Consider the following 15,289-nt stretch of genomic DNA (forward strand, 5'->3'; position numbering starts at 1 on the left):
TTGCGCCAACGCTTCGTATGCCTCAACTCGACGGCCAGGCTGTGCCATCGAGCAGCATCCTGGGGGTCATCGTGGTCCATGCCAGCCAGCCAGATATCGGGCCGCTTCCGGGGCCCTTCCTCCACCGCCAGACGGACGAGAAGTTCGCGAGCATCAGCCTCTCTGCCCGCCCAGGACCGCATCTCGCGAGCCAACATCAACAGAAACCCGTGACCTGCCCCAGAGCCCGGTCACTGCCTGCTTTGGCCAGCGGCGCCAGGCACTTCAGCGCCTGGCGCAGGTGCCCGTTACTGGCATACCACTCGCCGAGCTTGAGCTGTGCGCCCTCGTCCCCCTCTTCCGCCTGGCGACGTAAGCCCTCCGGGCCCCGTGCGACTGCCATGTGTACCCCCTTGAGCCGCTTGTCGTGGTCACGACGACCCTAGACGGGCGCGGATGCGCCGGGGGCGGGGCTCCACAGAGAGTTCACACCAGGCTCCGCCCAAGCCCTCGAATGCGATATCCGTGCCCGGAGGGACGACTGGTACTACCGCCCCCACTCCCCTCCTGAGCCAAGATCGCCAACGGAATCGTCGACACAGCCGCCGCACACCACGACCCGTAGAAGCGTCGCTCAACCTTCGACGGCAGGTGCTCAAGGTTCACTAGCACAGGACACAACCCGGCGGCCGCGCCGTGGGAGCTGTCCCTTTGCCTCAGCATTCGAGCATGGGTTGGCCGCCTCCTCGTAGCGGACGAGGCGCAACCAGGCTTCCTAGTCCACGTCCTCGGCATCGGCATCGGCATCGGCATCGGCATCGGCATCGGCATCGGCATCGGCATGCGAGCCCAGCACGCGGTACGCGACGGCGCGCAACCGATCGCGCTGGGCTTCGAACACCTCGGTCACGAGGCCGGACGGGTGGGCGGTCAGGGCTTGCGCGGCTGACGGAGCGAGACCCGGTTGCCGTCCGGGTCCATCGCCTCGATGCGGAGCCCGAACGGATACTCCTGCGGCTCGGACTCCTCAAAGGTGACGCCGCGCTGGCGCATGACCTCGAAATCCTTTCGCAGATCGTCGGATTCGAGGATCACCGGACCGGGCGCGCCAGCTGGCTGTCCTGTGACCGCCGCCTGCGACCACAGGATGATCTGCACCGGGCTGTCCGGGACACCGACGGTGAGGAAACGTCCATCGGGCCCGGGGAAGTCGAGCCGCTTCTCCAGGCCGAGTCCCACGGTGTAGAACTCCAGCGCGCGGTCCTGATCGGTGACGTAGACCGTCACGTACATGATGTTGGTCAGCATCCATCTCTCGATTCACTCGTCGGTACGACAACCGTTCGTATCCGGCCGTCAAACCCATGACGAACGCCGACGGGAGAAGGTAACGAGACCAGTCCGTCCGAGCCGCCGCAGCTGCTTCCGGTCCGCCGACCTTGCTGGCAACCAAGTCACGGATGGGTGGCGGCAGCACCCGCTGATCGAGCCAGACAGAGTGTCAGAGGCGGGTGGGAGACTTGTTGTACGGCGCTGAGGCCCCCGAGTCCGCCTGGACCTGGAGACGCTTTTGTCCCAGGCGGACTGCTACGAAGTCGGCGTTCCCCAGCGGGAGCTGATCGTCGAGAAGACGGTGAAGCGGCGAGCCGGCGGGGGCAAGGCGGGCGTCGGTAGTTTCGGTGTGGACGGGACGGCAGGCAGCGACTTCGAGTACCAGCGGACCTACAGCCTGGAGCCTGGATCCGCGGGAGAAGGCCCTGATCTCCAACGTGATCGACTCCCTGATCAGCCAGGACGCGGTGAAGGGCGTGGGCGTGAAGGTCCAGCCGGAGAGAACACGTGCCTTGCCAAAGATGACCTTGTCGAGATCTCGGGAGAAGCAGCACGGATCCCCGCGGCCAGTTCGGCAGGGAAGATGCTCTTCACCATCCGCCGCCTCCTCCTAGCTCAGTAGGGCCGTGATCTGGACAACCTCTTCGATCTGGATGTCGCAGATCCGCGGTTCGCCGAGGCGATGAACAGGTGCAAGCAGGTGCAAGCAGGACTACCTGGAGAACGAGCTGCTCCCCAACCCCCTCCTACTGGAGCTCTCCCAAACATCACTGCCGCAGAAGGTGTACATCAACGTACGCCCCGACCACTTCATCGACGACGCGTCAGCCAGCCGTGTGGAGGGCGAGTGCGCATCCTTGGCAGCGTGTCCAAGCTCAACGCTTGCACGACTGGGAGTTCCTGATGAAGCGCGTGATGATGGCACGGATCGGGGTCGATCTGCCCGCCGAGGACGTGCATGCTCACATCTCCGGCCCGGCAATCGTCGTGGATGCGATCGGGCTGTACTGACTCGTACGGGCTGTACTGACTAGTACTGCCCTCGCTGGTGAGCGACAGCCTGATCGAGACGAACGGGAACCTGGTCAAGCGTCCACGAGCCCTGCGACTCCTGTTCAACTTCCGACTTCCGTATGGTGCGCTCACTCAGCGTCAGGCCAATTGAGCGGGCCTGCGGCAAGGTCTGCGCAGAGATCAGCTCGGGAGTTCCCACACGGTTACTTTGAGCCGCACGGGTCCCTCAGTCACCGCTACAGCACGTATATGGGCCGTGCGTCCCTCGTTGGACTGCGCGCAGAAGCGGGCTCCCCTGGTCAGCTTGACGTGATATGCACCGTTGTTCTGGACCTGCTCAGCGCACTCGGCCTCGCTCGGAGCGGAGCCGGAAGAAGGCAGCGGGGCAAGTTTCTGACCGGATTCCTCCGATGAGAGCGTAGGGGTGCTGACGTAGAGGTCTGTGCCTTTGGTGCCCGTTTCCAGGACAAGTGGGGGTTCGGAATCCAGATCGATGTGGTCCAGGTCTGGGACATCTAAGGTTCCTGGCCCGAATCTCACCTTCGGTGGGTTCCCTCCGGTATCTCCACCGCTGGCTGCGGAGGCCGAGTCCGTCACGTCAGTTGAGGGCTTCGAGCTCGCGGAGGGTGCCGAATCCGCCGAATCGCTCACATCAGTTGACGGGTCCGAGCCGGCGGAAGGGGATGATCCCTGGTTGCTGACGAGCAACGTCACGATGATGCCAATAGCAGGGACAAGGACCCCGACAACCCACCAAGCCCACCTGGGCTGTTGAGGCTGAGGGGGTGTGGGTAGGGGCGGCGCTGAAGGAGGAGGCGGTAATGGTGAAGATGAGGTACGAGGTGTCCTGTCGTCGGAGTCCCCAGTCATGACACCCAACTTAGATCTCCCCATCCTCATCAGGAAGCGGGCGAGCCTTGAGTATCCACGGACCCATGCTGAGTGGAGCAGATTCTGGTGGGAGGCCGGGGGGGTGATTCCGCCGCGCCATCCGGAACCGGTGACGTGAAACGGACGGCACGCTGCGGCGCAGCCGGGTTGTGCCCGGCTACCTGGCCGGGGCGTCCTTGGTCGTTCCAGTTTTGGAGCGCGCCCGCTTGGGACCGCACACGCCACGCCGTCTGCAAAGGCCCTGTCGTGAGCGCGCTCCAGCGGCTCCAGCGGCTCCAGCGCGGCGTCGACCTCGGTCTCCGGCGCGTGGAGCGGTGTGTAGGCCCCGGCGTAGACCGTGCACGAGGGCGAGCAGACCAACGTCAGCGCCCACGAGCCGAACGTGGTGGAGGCCGTCACGGCGAGCGCGGCCGCGGCCCGGCGTTGCGCCGTGGAGAGCAGGCGGCGCATCACACGGACGGCTCCGGGCTGGTCGACCTCGCCTTCTTCGACAACACCCACGAGGAGAGCGCACACCCGATCTTCCACTCCGGACTCCCGCTGGTGCGCGGCACGGTGGAGGCCCGCGGCCCCCGGCCCGGCGCCGCACCGTGGCCGGCGAGGTGGTGTGGGACCTGGGGCTATCGCGGCGGGGAGCACCCAGCGCCACCCGCCATTTCGAGGGGGACGAGCGGAACACCCCCGCGTCAGTGAGGGTGTTCCGCAGACCGACGACCAGACGCGGACCATGACCGCCCCCTCCCCACCGACGTGGGGTGCTCCGTGGATTCGGCGGCGGATCTGTTGCGGGGGGGCGCGGGCGCCCTACCCGCCGGCGTGAGGACGTTCCGTCGCCCTTCAAGGCGCCCACGAGTGCAAGCATGAGCTCGGTGGATAACTCGTGGGAAGGCCTGCCACAAGCCATCAACCGCGTGCGAGGGCTGACGACTTGCTGTACGCGCCCTTATAGTCACGACAGCACATGGAGTCACGAGATCGTCCCGCGTCTTCCAGGGGGAATGTGTGGACCCGCAGATCGTCGCAGTTGCCGGCACCGCTGGTACTGCCATTGTTTCGGCGATGGCTACGGATGGCTGGCAGCGCGCGAGGGACAGCGTAGTAGCGCTCTGGCAACGGTTCCGCCCTGAGTCCGCCGACTCGATCCATGAGAACTTCGAGGAGAACCGGAGGCTTCTCGTCAATTCTCTCCAAGCGGGAGATGAACATACGCACGCCGCGCTCGTCGCCGCATGGAACGGGTACCTGCTCGGGTTGCTCGTCGCGCAGCCTCAGGCTCTTGACGCACTCAGGCAGCTCAACGCGGCGCTCGGGCAAGAAAAGACCAGTAGTGCTCATCCCTCCCTGAACATAACTGCCCATGCAAGCGGCAACGGACGAGTGTTCCAGGCGGGGCGCGACCAAAGCATTACCCAGTCATGACTCCGCCCGGTAATGACGGAGAGATGAACGAATCCTGGTCGATGCGGGCCGACGCCTCCGATGAGGCCCAGGTACACCAGGCCGGGAGAGACCAGCACTTCGTCCAAAACCACTACCACTTCGACACCGCGACACCTTGCTTCCGCGAGACGGTTCAAGATGACGAAGACGATGACGGTGACGCACACGTCTTCTACATGGGACCGTGGCACATCCCAGTCACAGTTCTGCTCTACCTACTTGCCCCGGTGCCATTGCTCGCAGGTGGCACCAGTCTGCAACTTCTCTTCGAGGCTAAGCCCGGACCTTCAATCTGGTGGGTCATGGTCTACACGGCATGCGTCATGATCGGTAGCGTGGCCATCGAGGTCGTCGTGCTGAACAAGGCGCTTCTCCGCAGCCCGTGGAGCTTCGATACCGACGCATACGTCAGGGTTCTTCATGGTCTGGCCGCCGCTGGGCTCTTCATCTATTCCTTGATCCGATCCCCTGATGAAGCCGGAAGCATCGGACGCTTCGCTCTCTATTGTGCGGAGGTCCTGGGTCCGTTGTAGCACCAGCCTTCCAGAGGAGCGGGGCGAGTGAAGAAAAGCGGCAGCGACGGACTATGAAGGAACGGCGAAAGCGCCTTGGGCCGCGGTCTCACGACGCGTTACCCAGCAAGGCGTCGTCCCGGCCACCACCCCGAGAACGTCTGCGCACCGCGCGTACTCCCGCGCTTCACGGAAGTCTGACACCTCGGCGAGCGCGTCCGTCCGAAGCGAGAATGCCGCCTCGCCGACATCTCATCGTGCTGAGTGTCGCGGCGCATGGCAGCAGGGTCAGCACGCATGCGGCGGCGCATGCGAACGGCGCGGTCACGCCGCCCGGTTGGGGGGCGTGACCGCGCCGTACCTCAAGGGTCGGTCAAGCCGGTCAGGCCTGAACGAACTGCCAGAACTGCATCGGGCTGCCGTGGAACGGCTCGTTGAACAGCTGGGTGCCCGGACGGGCCTCGGGCAGGGAGACCACACCGTCCGCGAACGGGAACGCGATCCGGTACTGGCCGTCGCCCACCGGCTCGATCGACCAGCGGACCGGGATCGGCTCGGCCGCGATCCTCGGCGGGAAGATCCTGATGACGCTCAGACCCAGGAAGGCCTCGCCGCTCACCGAGCTTTTGATGATGAACTCGTTGATGCCGTTGGTGGTGCTGACCTTCCACTTCTGGTTGGGCTCCTTGGTCAGCGGGAGTCCCACAATCGGGGTGTTGTGCTCAGGGCTGCCGTTGAACAGGTCGATGTAGAGGTCCGTCTCAGGGTTCTTGATCAGGTACTCGCCGTCGGGCAGAACTGCCATGGAATTCTCCAGATGAGGGCGGGTATGCGGATGTCCGTTCCGATCGAGCACCTTCACCCTAAATGCCTCTCACTCGTCCCGTAACAGGCACTTACGGTCATCCATTCCTTATCCAACGTGGCCGGTAAACAAGGGAAATAGCCTTTCAATCACGCCATCATTGCGGCAAAGGCGTCCGAATCGCCGATCCTTGCCCGTCTGCGCGGCAGGCCACCCGTCAAGACGGTGCCCGGCTCGACGACCCAGCCGTCGGCCACCGGGTCCGGTCCCCTTCTGGCCGGAACGCAGCCAGAAGGGGACCGGTTGTCGGTGAGAGGCAGCGAAGGTCGGGTCTGTAGCGCAGGGCGGTGGTTTTTTCACGGCGGGCAGGTGCAGAAGCAGCCCGAGGCAGAGGGCTCAACTCCGACCCCAGGAGCGTTAGATGACAGAACAAGAGGACCGGAGGCATGCGGGCTGCCTCGCCAGGTGAGGGGTATGGGGTCAGAACGCTTCGGCGGGTGACCCTCGCCGCGCGGCGGCGGAAGATGTGGGGGTGGAAGGCCGGTGACGGTCCGGGCGGCATCCCACGTGAAGGCGGATACCGGCCGGGGCCCGTGCAGGACTCCCACGAGCCGGCCGACACGTGGCGTCGATGCCGTCCACGCCCCAGACAGATGTGGCCCGGAAGGCGGATCTGGTCGGGGCAGAGCCGACGGCAGACAGATACGGACCGCCGCGCACGGCAGCGTTGATGAGCATGCGGGGTAGCGGGGGCTTCGATGTCCGCGATGTCGCCGCCCAGGAGTGAGAACCGCTCGGCATCCGCCGTTGAACCGGTGGCACGGAACGGTGCCGCCGGGGGCCCAGCAGGCCCGCAACCACGGCTCTCAACAGAATCCTCGGCCCCGGCCACCCGGGCCACAGCGACCACACCCACCTCGATCACCGCACAAGCCGCTTCTGGTCGGCGTCGGCCTGCGGCATCTGAACGTACCTGCGGGCGGCCGGACAGGCGACGCAGGCGCATATGGTGCAGCACGAGATTGCGGGGTGCAATGTCATCCCCGGCTGCTGGACCGTCCAGATCGTCGAGTCCTGCAACGTCACCTACTACCGGCCGTTCATCCACGCCGAGGCACTGATGGGGATCTTTGAACTTGGCTCTGGTCGGAATCTCGTGACGGTCACGATCGCCGGGAAGCGCCCCGTGGCTGCTAGCGAAACACGTTCGACTGAATCACCCAGTGCAGGGGATCATGTGCGGGTGTCGTCGATCGAAGCTTCAGCCCGTGACCTGCAGGATCTCGCTGTTCTCTGGAGTATCGGCGAGGCCCGTGCGACCGATGTCGTCGGCGCTGCCTGCGAGGCGCTCGTTGCCGGGCTCGACAGTCCGGCGCTCCGTATCCTGGCCGCGTGCACGCGCGGCGAGGCGGAGTACGACGTGCCCGATCTCCTGCCCGCTGCCCTCGACGAGCTTGGTCTCACGTTCTACCCGCGCGACAGCGAGGCTGGGCGGGAAGCCGCCGTGCGGGCGCTCGCGGACCAGATGCTGGCGGGCAGGCTGACACCGCGAGAGCTTGCATTGCGCATCCACCAGCGGTTTGGCCACCAACTGCCGCTGGCTGAGCGCCTCGCCGAGCTCGACGACGAGTACGACATCCTCGAATACGGGGACCGGACGCCGGCCCAGATCGATGCCGAGGTCACGGCCGAAGCCCGTCGGCTGGCATCGGGCGCCGGGAATGATCCGATCCCTCGTTCGTAGCGATCATGACCAGGGCGGGAATGCCCTGGTCATGCGGGAATTATCGGCTCTCAGGAAGCTCCTGGTGCCGCAGGTGGTCGGGCTGGTGCTGGACGGCATCGCCGAGATGGATGCGCTGATCGAGGTCCAAGCACAGTGCGTGGTAGGAGAGTTGGTCTGTCCCGACTGCTCGGCTCTGTCCCATCGCGTGCACAGCTGCTACGAACGACGGCTCGCCATGTATCCGACCGGTGGCCGCCGGGCGGTGATTCGGCTAACGGTGCGGCGCTTCTTCTGCGAGAACGCCGACTGCCCGCGACGCACGTTCGTCGAGCAGGTTGAGGGCCTGACCACCAGGTTCGCCCGCGCCGGTCCGGGGGTGAAGAGGTGGTGGCGGTCGGTCGCGCTGGCCGTGGGAGGCCGTCCGGGTGTCCGCCTGTGCGGCGTCTTCGCCATGCCGACCAGCCGTGGGCGACTGCTGGGTCTGCTGCACGCGCCGCTGGTTCCGGACCAGGCACCACGTGTACTCGGCGTCGACGACTTCGCCTTCAGGCGGTCTCGGACGTACGGAACCGTGCTCATCGACGTGGAGTCCTCCACTGTGATCGACGTGCTGCCGGACCGCACCAGCGAGACCCTCGCGGCCTGGCTGAAGGTGCACCCCGGGGCCGAGATCGTGTGCCGCGACCGGGACAGCGGTTACAGCCGTGCGGTCAAGGAAGCAGCGCCGCATGCCAGGGAGGTGGCTGACCGCTGGCATCTGCTCCAGAACCTGGCCTCCGCGGTGGAGAAGACCTGCCACCAGCACCGTTCCTGCCTGCGTAAACGTGCCGACGCCGAGACCCTCCAGATACCGCCGCAGCCTCCGCTCATCGAACTGCCGCCGCTTGAACTACCCCGCACCCAGATCATCGAACGGACCCGGCACCGTCGCGAGGACATCCTCCGGCTCGTGGACGCAGGCTGGACGATCAGCGCCATCGCCCGGCGCCTGCACCTCGACCGCAAGACGGTCCGCCGCTTCCGCGACACCGATCTCGCCCAGCTCCTCGCCACGGCTCATGTTCGGCGCCCAGCTGGCGTGCTGGAGCCCTTCAAGCCGTACATCAACCAGCGGTTCACCGAGTCTCTGGGCCAAGTCAGCGGTAGTCGGCTGTTCCTCGAAGTCCGCGAACGCGGCTACCGCGGCAGCCGCCAAGTCGTCCGCAAACACCTCGCCGCCCTCCGAGCTGGCAATGCTGAACCTGTCCGCACCGACATCCCCAGCCCGCACAAGATCACCGGCTGGATCATGCGGCCCCGCGAGGCCCTCACGGACCACCAGGATGAGCAACTTCTCCAAGTCCGCCTCGCCTGCCCAGACATCACCCGAGCCTGCGACCTGGCCCGAAACTTCGCCGACCTCGTCCGCCACCAGCGCGGACAACTACTGATGGACTGGATCCGCCAGGCCGAACAGGACGCTCCGGCCCCGATGCGCAGCTTCGCCGGGTTCCTCCGCCAGGACCTCGACGCGGTCACCGCCGGAATGACCCTCACATACAGCTCCGGCGTAGTGGAAGGCCACATCAACCGTTTAAGACGATCAAGCGGCAGATGTACGGCCGCGGTGCATTCCAACTCCTCCGCACCCGGGTTCTCCTGCGATCGTGACCGTCACGAGATTCCGACCAGAGCCATTTTCAACGATCGCCATCAGCGCAGGTGCGGCAGAACTCGACGAACGCGCCACTTCCTTCCTGCCCGACGTCCAACATCAGCAAGTTGACGAAGGGCGGTGGCCACGGTGGGTAGCGCCGACGGGCTGCGCCGCCTTTCTTGTCCGCCCGGTGCTCTATCCGGCCAGGCCCGGTGACGAAGCCGCCGAGGCCTGAACTCCCCATGCCCCATGCCGGGTTGGGGCATGCTGGGGGTGGTGCGCTCACGCGCTCCACTTCGATCGCAGGGGGCCTGTCGGTGTTACGCATTCACTTCACGGCCGAAGACCTCGCCCGGACCCGGGTGGCCGCAACGATCGGCGTCGCAGCGGAGGTCTACTACAGCCTGGAGCTGCTGAGGGAGAACCGGGAACTTCCTCACCTCCGCTCGTGGCGGTCGGCTGTCGCGGGACGGATGGGAGCGGACACGCGGCCCCTGACGTCCCTGGTTCCGGTGCGCGGTCCCGGGCTTGATCTGCTGGCCCTGATGGGTGATGCGCCCTCGGTGGACCACGCCGTGGACAACCTGCTGCACGCTCCGGTGTCCCGGCTGCGGCGCGAGCTCGAGGGTCTCGACTTCCACCCCGGACACCTGCCGTGGGCCAGGCTGGTGTCCGAGGGCGACCGCGACGCGCGGCAGCAGCTCGCCGAGGCCGTGCGCGCCTGCCATCGGCTGACCGTGGAGCCCTACTGGCATCGAGGGCGGTCCGAACTGGTCGCGCTGACCACCCGTTGCGCGAACCTGATGCTGGAAGGAGGCATCGATCTGCTGCTGCGTTCGATCTGCGCACCGCTGGTCCGCTGGCGTCCACCGGTGCTCGAAGCCCCCTACCCGCGCCGAGTTGAGGTGCGTCTCCAGGGACGGGGACTGATCATTACGCCCACGGTCTTCTCGAAGCACCCGGTGAGCTTTCTGTGGGACCCGCTCGATCCCGCCCAGCCTCCCCGACTGACCGTGCCGGCTCTGCGCCGGTCGCTGACCGGTAGCGAACCGGCAGAAGCCGACGGCTCCGCCGTGCGGAACCTGGAGTCTTTGCTCGGCCGCACACGAGCCGCCGCCCTGCATGTCACAGCGGAAGGCTGCACGACGAGCGAACTGGCCCGCCGCCTCAACGTCACGGCCGCAGCAGCCAGTCAGCACGCGAGAGTGCTGCGGAACACCGACCTCATCACCACCAGCCGCCGAGGCGGGTCCGTACTGCACTTCATCACCCCCCTCGGGCTGGCCCTGCTGCGCACCGGTGCCCTGACAGAACCATGAGATCCAAGGGGGCCGGGGCGTCAGATGGGTGAGCGCGGCGCTGTCCTGCCCGGATGCCACCGGAGATTGGTGCCAGGTGCACGAGGCGCCGCGCCTGCCGTCCCGGCCCCCTTTAAGCCGTGACTTAAGAGGTAGGCCACAGGCGGCCGGCCCGCCCAGGATGTGAAGCCGCAACCGGCTCACCCCACCCTGGAGATCGCATGAGGACTCATCTCGCCGCCGCCCTCGGCTCCGCCGTGCTCACCGCAGGCACCTTGCTGGGCGCTCCCGCCGCCGCCGCGCAAACCGCCCCCGGCACACAGTCCGCCGCCGGCCTGCCCACCCCCTTCCACGTCGCCGTCGGGAACACGTGGACGGATGGCACGGTCACCTGGTACAACCGATCGGTCGAGGTGGTAGGGACGCACAAGTCGGTGAGCCAAGCCGGTGAGGCCTACTGCCGACGCACCTGGGCGTACACCTACGACGCCCACCGCAACAAGATCGGCTCGGGCGGCTCCGCCTCTTCCGACACGGCGTGCGGCAACACCAAGAGCTACCGCTTCACCGTGCCGGCCGATGTCGTCGGAGGAGCCGCATTCGTACGCGTCTGCCTCGACGACGGCAATCTCAAAGACCTGCTCTGTACTACCCCCCTCCGGCGGCTCTGACCCACCGCCTCGCAGCTGCCCGCCACCCGCGCCTGGGGAGGCCGACGCGGCCGACGCCTGGGTCAGAGAGCCTGCCAACCGCAAAACCCCATCCCCTCCCCCATCTTGTCCGGCAGGTTGGAGCGCCGCCATCGCGCCATCGTCACGGCGCGGCGGAGCGCTTTGAACAGGCCCGAAACGGAGCCCGGCAACAGGGGCCCGAACGAAGGTCCGAACACAAGCCAAGAGGGGACCAAGGCCGCGACCAGACCGCGCGGGACCTGCCCGGTGACACAGGCAAGACCGGACAGGTCCCCGACGGGTCCCCGCTCTGGCCGACCCCCTTTCCGGCATCTGGGCCAACCCCCCGCCCCGATCTCGTAGATACCACCGACGCCGCCACCGACAAGCTCTCGGTTCCCGCCCTGCCCCGCCAGATCACCGGACACCTCGAGTACGAAGGCTTCAACCTGGTCTGCGCCCAGGCGGGCGGAACGAACCGGCTCACCCCATCCCGGAGATCGCATGAAGACTCATCTCGCCGCCCTCGGTTCCCTCCTGCTGACCGCGGGCACCTTGCTGGGCGCTCCCGCCGCCGGCGCGCAGACCGCCGCCTACCCGACCACCCCTTTCGACGTGACAGTCGGTGCCAGCTACCTCCGCGGCACCCTGACTTGGTACAACCGGTCGGTCGGGGCCGATGGAACCCTCCGGGCCGTCGGCTGCCACAGGGCATGGTTCGGCGCCTACGGTGCCTCTGGCCAGGAGCTCGGCACCTGGAGCACCGGCATCAAGTGCGACGGGACGTACCGGTTCAACGGCACAATCCCCGCGGATGGGCCCGGCGGGGCCGCGTACGTCAAAGTCTGTCTGGACGATGTGAACACGCCTTCGAGCAAGTGCGTGCGATACAACCGGCCCTGACCCACCCGACCGGCCGCAAGTGACGTCGCCGCCCCGCGCACACCAACGGCCCCCAACTGACCGACCGATGGAAAGCCGCCGACGTGAACCGGGCGTCGCTCTTACGGATCGCCGACCTGAATTCAGCGTTGCCCTCGAAGACCACCAGACCGAACCGGGTGCTGCCTTCGAAGGACACCAACCTGCACCACCACCCACCGGCGCGGCAAAATGACGCACCCTTGGGCGCTCTTGGGCCTGCTGACGGTGCCCCTCAGCTGTTCCCGAGGTTCTCCGCCGGCGAAGGGCCCGCGGGTGGTGCCGAAGGTCCACAGATTGCCCTCGGGATCCCGCACAGTGCGCACGTACGCCGCTGCACCCGAACCGAAACGGGTCTCGTGCGGCGGTTCGAGGACCTCGCCCCCTGTGTCGACGGCCCGCCGGTTTACCGCGTCCACCTCATCGCTCACCACGTAGACCGCGCCGGCACCGGCCCGCATCACGCCGTGCACGGTGTCCGCATGCCGGGTCGAACCGAACACCAGCGCGCCACCGCCAGGCCGGCGCAGCTCAGCATGCCCCACACCCCCGTGGACCGGCTCACCTTCGGCGGCGACATCATCGAGACCGGTACCAAGTCCTACCGGCTCGCCAGCACCAGGGCCCGGGCCGCCGGGCAAGACGCTGCCACGAGCTGACCACGGACCCCACAGAGGAGGAGTTAGTCGGCCAGGTCTTCCCGCATGCAGCGGGCCCCTCGGTCACGGCATTCACGGCATGGACCGCAGGGGCGGGTGCTGCGTCGTTATCCCTGAGGGCTGGAGCAGTGGCGGAGGTTCGGGGCCGGGGTCCTCGGTGACAACGACGCCGGCGGCCGCGTGGTCGAAACCGGCTGGCCAGCGAGTGTGCTCGCTGGCCAGCGCGCCGGTCAGACGTGCCTGGAGCAGGTCGGCCGTGCTCAAGTCGGAGCCACGCAAGTCGGCCAGGCGCAGGTCAGCGCGGCGGAAGACGGCGCCGCCTGCGTCGGCATTGCGCAGGTTCGCCTCGCGCAGGTCGGCTTCGGTGAAGTCCGCGTCACGCAAGTCCGTTTCGACCAGCCGGGCGCCCCGCACGTCAGCCAGAACGCAGCGGGCCCGGCGCAGGATCGCCGTCTTGAGGTCGGCGTGCCGCAGGTTGACCGAGACGAGAGACGCCTGCGTCAGGTTGGCGTGGTACAGGCCCGCCGCCTCCATGCAGGACCGGTCGAGGTTGACCTCATGCAGCCACAGCCCGTCGCAGTCGGCCCGGCGCAGATCCGTCACGCTGAGGTTGACCCAGGACTGCTCCCGGGGTTGCAGCAACAACACGCCGAGCCCAGTCAGCGCCACCTGGGCGTCGGCGGCACGGACCTCCAGCGGCACAACGTTGTTGATAGGTACATCTGCCGCTGGAGCTGATGGTCCGGCGGGCGGCCACGGCAGGTGTGTACGCAGGTAAGCGGCCTGGATGGAGATGATGGCCTCGCGGTCACGGGCGGAGTGCTCCGCGATCCGCCACAGTGCGTGGAGTCCGCCGATGCGTGTTTCCAGCTTGTCACTGCCGAGCTGATCTACGGCTGTGCTGAACCGGTCGGTGATATAGCCCTCCTGGGTGGCGCGCAACCCGTCCTGGCTGACGCGCAGTTGCCGCCAGGTGGCGAACGCGCCGAACAACACGACCATGCCGCCCACGGCCTGCAGAAGTGTCGTACGGACGTCGTTCACCGCTTTCAGCCGGTCCTGCGCAGCGACGCTCGCCCCGGCAAGATCGTGGTCGACCACCACACCCGGTAGGACGACGAGCACCGCGCCCAGAACGGCCAGCCCTGCTGTCCCAGCCAGCAGGGCCGCGATCGTACGATGCTTGACCAGCCGGTCACGCCACGGCCTGAGGCCGCGGCCCGGCTCCCCCATCTCCATGGGCATGGGAGCCTAGGCGCCGGTCAAAAAACGATCAAGGTGCACGACTTCGAGCGGCGGCGCTCAACTGCCACTGGCACGACGGGCAATCACCGGACGACGTAGGGCGTCGCCAGTTCTCATCGACATTTGGGAGCCCTGTGATCGCTAAGTGCTGCCCGAAACCGTCGATAAACGTTGCCCACTCTCGCCTACAGAGCCAGACCGGCAGCGAGGAACGCGCATGCCCGTGAAAACCTCGCTTCCACGGCGCCCCCCCACGCCGCTTTCCTCTTCATGCCCGCGTTCGGCGACGGGGTGCGGGCTGCCGGTGACATCGGCATGTACGCACAGAACTTCCTGCTCTCGCTGACGGCCCGGGGGCTCGGCGGCATTCCGCAGACCATGCTTGGGATCTACGCAAACACCGTCCGCGAGTTTCTGGGTGTTCCCGACGAGCTCACGCTGCTGTTCGGCATCTCCTTCGGCACGACTGATGTGACCGCACCGGCAAACAGTTCGGCCCCGAAGCATCAGTGTTCAAGCGCCCTGACGCCTCGCCCGCCCGCCTCTCGCGTGCTGTCTCGCTCAACCGTTGCCATGACCAAGGTGGCTGAACACTACTGGTAGAGCTGTGCGAATCCTCGCAGGATTTCCAGGCCGTCGGCGCGGTATTCCAGATGGGCCTGGGAGCCGATCAGTCGGCCGTCGTCGGAACGGAGGAACTCCACGGGCGCCTGCCGGGAGTGGCCGATGATGCGGAAGCCCGGTGGGGCCGTGTGCAGGTAAAGGGTGTGACGCTGGAAAAGCGTCACCGTGGGCTGTACGTGTGCGAAGAGGGGCTCGTGCGTGTCGACCTGTACCTTGCTGCGTCCCACCCGTTGAGGCCCCGGGCGGAGGTGGGCGCCCGCGGCGACCGCGAGGATCTGCATCCCGCCGCAGATTCCGAGCACGGGGACGTTGCTGGCCATGACGAGGTTGATGACGGGCTGGTAGTGCTCGCGGTTGTCGGCGCGCACTTTGGTGCCGCTCAGCACGATTGCCTGATGCTGGCGCTGGAGCCTGGAGGGGGCCGAGGCCGCGTCCACGGTGTCCGTGTGTGACCCCAGGTTCTCCAGGCATCGGCGCAGGTGCGGAAGGGAGAGTGTTCCGTTGTCGACGACCAGGACGCGGGGACGGAGCACGTG

At 66.8% G+C, this 15,289-nt stretch carries 15 protein-coding genes and 2 pseudogenes; 10 read left to right on the plus strand and 7 right to left on the minus strand.

All coding sequences use genetic code 11. From position 1 onward, the window contains the following. Nucleotides 1–196: 196 nt before the first annotated feature. The 3 genes and pseudogenes from E5671_RS03885 to E5671_RS03895 form a co-directional block, all read right to left on the minus strand. Nucleotides 197–382 (minus strand): hypothetical protein, encoded by a 186-nt coding sequence (locus E5671_RS03885; RefSeq protein ID WP_160502442.1) that lies wholly within the window; start codon nucleotides 380–382, stop codon nucleotides 197–199. A gap of 375 nt (nucleotides 383–757) precedes the next feature. Further along, nucleotides 758–913: pseudogene (locus E5671_RS03890) on the minus strand (RNA polymerase subunit sigma-70); the annotation flags it as partial. Beyond that, complete coding sequence (locus E5671_RS03895; RefSeq protein WP_160502443.1) at nucleotides 910–1,287, minus strand: VOC family protein; 378 nt, start codon at nucleotides 1,285–1,287, stop codon at nucleotides 910–912. The pseudogene E5671_RS03890 and the gene E5671_RS03895, both read right to left, overlap by 4 nt. Nucleotides 1,288–2,193: 906 nt before the next feature. Here E5671_RS03895 and E5671_RS46920 point away from each other — a divergent pair. From E5671_RS46920 to E5671_RS03905, 3 genes are all read left to right on the plus strand, one after another. Next, nucleotides 2,194–2,322: a hypothetical protein gene (locus E5671_RS46920; protein ID WP_272902815.1), complete on the plus strand. Its 129-nt coding sequence runs from the start codon at nucleotides 2,194–2,196 to the stop codon at nucleotides 2,320–2,322. 1,896 nt (nucleotides 2,323–4,218) lie between these two features. Further along, nucleotides 4,219–4,635: a hypothetical protein gene (locus E5671_RS03900; protein WP_160502444.1), complete on the plus strand. Its 417-nt coding sequence runs from the start codon at nucleotides 4,219–4,221 to the stop codon at nucleotides 4,633–4,635. 23 nt (nucleotides 4,636–4,658) lie between these two features. Then, entirely contained in the window at nucleotides 4,659–5,189 is a 531-nt protein-coding gene (locus E5671_RS03905) for a hypothetical protein (RefSeq protein WP_160502445.1), read from the plus strand. Nucleotides 5,190–5,550: 361 nt separating this feature from the next. On the opposite strand, the gene E5671_RS03910 is transcribed toward E5671_RS03905, so the two are convergent. Then, nucleotides 5,551–5,973, minus strand: a complete 423-nt coding sequence (locus tag E5671_RS03910) for an RICIN domain-containing protein (protein ID WP_160502446.1) — start codon at nucleotides 5,971–5,973, stop codon at nucleotides 5,551–5,553. A 1,006-nt stretch (nucleotides 5,974–6,979) separates the two neighbouring features. On the opposite strand from E5671_RS03910, the gene E5671_RS46020 reads away from it, so the two are divergent. The 5 genes from E5671_RS46020 to E5671_RS03940 all read left to right on the plus strand — a co-directional run bounded on the left by E5671_RS46020 (nucleotide 6,980) and on the right by E5671_RS03940 (nucleotide 12,207). Next, on the plus strand, nucleotides 6,980–7,717 hold the full coding sequence (locus E5671_RS46020) for a hypothetical protein (protein ID WP_237330988.1): 738 nt from the start codon (nucleotides 6,980–6,982) through the stop codon (nucleotides 7,715–7,717). A gap of 31 nt (nucleotides 7,718–7,748) precedes the next feature. Next, nucleotides 7,749–9,464 carry an ISL3 family transposase gene (locus E5671_RS03925; protein ID WP_160502447.1) on the plus strand — a complete coding sequence of 572 codons (1,716 nt, stop codon included), beginning with the start codon at nucleotides 7,749–7,751 and terminating at the stop codon, nucleotides 9,462–9,464. Between the two features lie 188 nt (nucleotides 9,465–9,652). Next, nucleotides 9,653–10,654, plus strand: a complete 1,002-nt coding sequence (locus E5671_RS03930; RefSeq protein WP_336605656.1) for an ArsR/SmtB family transcription factor — start codon at nucleotides 9,653–9,655, stop codon at nucleotides 10,652–10,654. A gap of 200 nt (nucleotides 10,655–10,854) precedes the next feature. Continuing rightward, nucleotides 10,855–11,304: a hypothetical protein gene (locus E5671_RS03935; RefSeq protein WP_160502448.1), complete on the plus strand. Its 450-nt coding sequence runs from the start codon at nucleotides 10,855–10,857 to the stop codon at nucleotides 11,302–11,304. A gap of 504 nt (nucleotides 11,305–11,808) precedes the next feature. Then, complete coding sequence (locus E5671_RS03940) at nucleotides 11,809–12,207, plus strand: hypothetical protein (protein WP_160502449.1); 399 nt, start codon at nucleotides 11,809–11,811, stop codon at nucleotides 12,205–12,207. 122 nt (nucleotides 12,208–12,329) lie between these two features. Here E5671_RS03940 and E5671_RS47340 read toward each other — a convergent pair whose 3' ends face one another. After that, the gene (locus tag E5671_RS47340; protein ID WP_336605657.1) at nucleotides 12,330–12,770 is read right to left on the minus strand and encodes a VOC family protein; all 441 of its coding nucleotides are present in this window, start codon (nucleotides 12,768–12,770) and stop codon (nucleotides 12,330–12,332) included. A gap of 6 nt (nucleotides 12,771–12,776) precedes the next feature. Here E5671_RS47340 and E5671_RS03945 point away from each other — a divergent pair. After that, nucleotides 12,777–12,884 (plus strand): annotated as a pseudogene (locus tag E5671_RS03945) (IS21-like element helper ATPase IstB); the annotation flags it as partial. 72 nt (nucleotides 12,885–12,956) lie between these two features. On the opposite strand, the gene E5671_RS03950 reads toward E5671_RS03945, so the two are convergent. After that, nucleotides 12,957–14,123 carry a pentapeptide repeat-containing protein gene (locus tag E5671_RS03950; RefSeq protein WP_237330094.1) on the minus strand — a complete coding sequence of 389 codons (1,167 nt, stop codon included), beginning with the start codon at nucleotides 14,121–14,123 and terminating at the stop codon, nucleotides 12,957–12,959. A gap of 177 nt (nucleotides 14,124–14,300) precedes the next feature. On the opposite strand from E5671_RS03950, the gene E5671_RS03955 reads away from it, so the two are divergent. Next, on the plus strand, nucleotides 14,301–14,732 hold the full coding sequence (locus E5671_RS03955; protein WP_443032564.1) for a nitroreductase family protein: 432 nt from the start codon (nucleotides 14,301–14,303) through the stop codon (nucleotides 14,730–14,732). On the opposite strand, the gene E5671_RS03960 is transcribed toward E5671_RS03955, so the two are convergent. After that, complete coding sequence (locus E5671_RS03960; protein WP_160502451.1) at nucleotides 14,723–15,286, minus strand: glutamine amidotransferase-related protein; 564 nt, start codon at nucleotides 15,284–15,286, stop codon at nucleotides 14,723–14,725. The two genes, E5671_RS03955 and E5671_RS03960, sit on opposite strands and share 10 nt — an antisense overlap. Between the last annotated feature and the right edge of the window lie 3 nt (nucleotides 15,287–15,289).

Origin of the sequence: Streptomyces sp. BA2 (assembly GCF_009769735.1) — a bacterium.
GTDB lineage: Bacteria > Actinomycetota > Actinomycetes > Streptomycetales > Streptomycetaceae > Streptomyces.

Coding starts and splice junctions, on each gene's coding strand:
- E5671_RS03940 (WP_160502449.1), top strand. CDS start 11,809: ATGAAGACTCATCTCGCCGCCCTCGGTTCCCTCCTGCTGACCGCGGGC.
- E5671_RS03935 (WP_160502448.1), top strand. CDS start 10,855: ATGAGGACTCATCTCGCCGCCGCCCTCGGCTCCGCCGTGCTCACCGCA.
- E5671_RS03895 (WP_160502443.1), bottom strand. CDS start 1,287: ATGCTGACCAACATCATGTACGTGACGGTCTACGTCACCGATCAGGAC.
- E5671_RS03905 (WP_160502445.1), top strand. CDS start 4,659: ATGAACGAATCCTGGTCGATGCGGGCCGACGCCTCCGATGAGGCCCAG.
- E5671_RS03950 (WP_237330094.1), bottom strand. CDS start 14,123: ATGGAGATGGGGGAGCCGGGCCGCGGCCTCAGGCCGTGGCGTGACCGG.
- E5671_RS46020 (WP_237330988.1), top strand. CDS start 6,980: ATGGTGCAGCACGAGATTGCGGGGTGCAATGTCATCCCCGGCTGCTGG.
- E5671_RS03885 (WP_160502442.1), bottom strand. CDS start 382: ATGGCAGTCGCACGGGGCCCGGAGGGCTTACGTCGCCAGGCGGAAGAG.
- E5671_RS03925 (WP_160502447.1), top strand. CDS start 7,749: ATGCGGGAATTATCGGCTCTCAGGAAGCTCCTGGTGCCGCAGGTGGTC.
- E5671_RS03910 (WP_160502446.1), bottom strand. CDS start 5,973: ATGGCAGTTCTGCCCGACGGCGAGTACCTGATCAAGAACCCTGAGACG.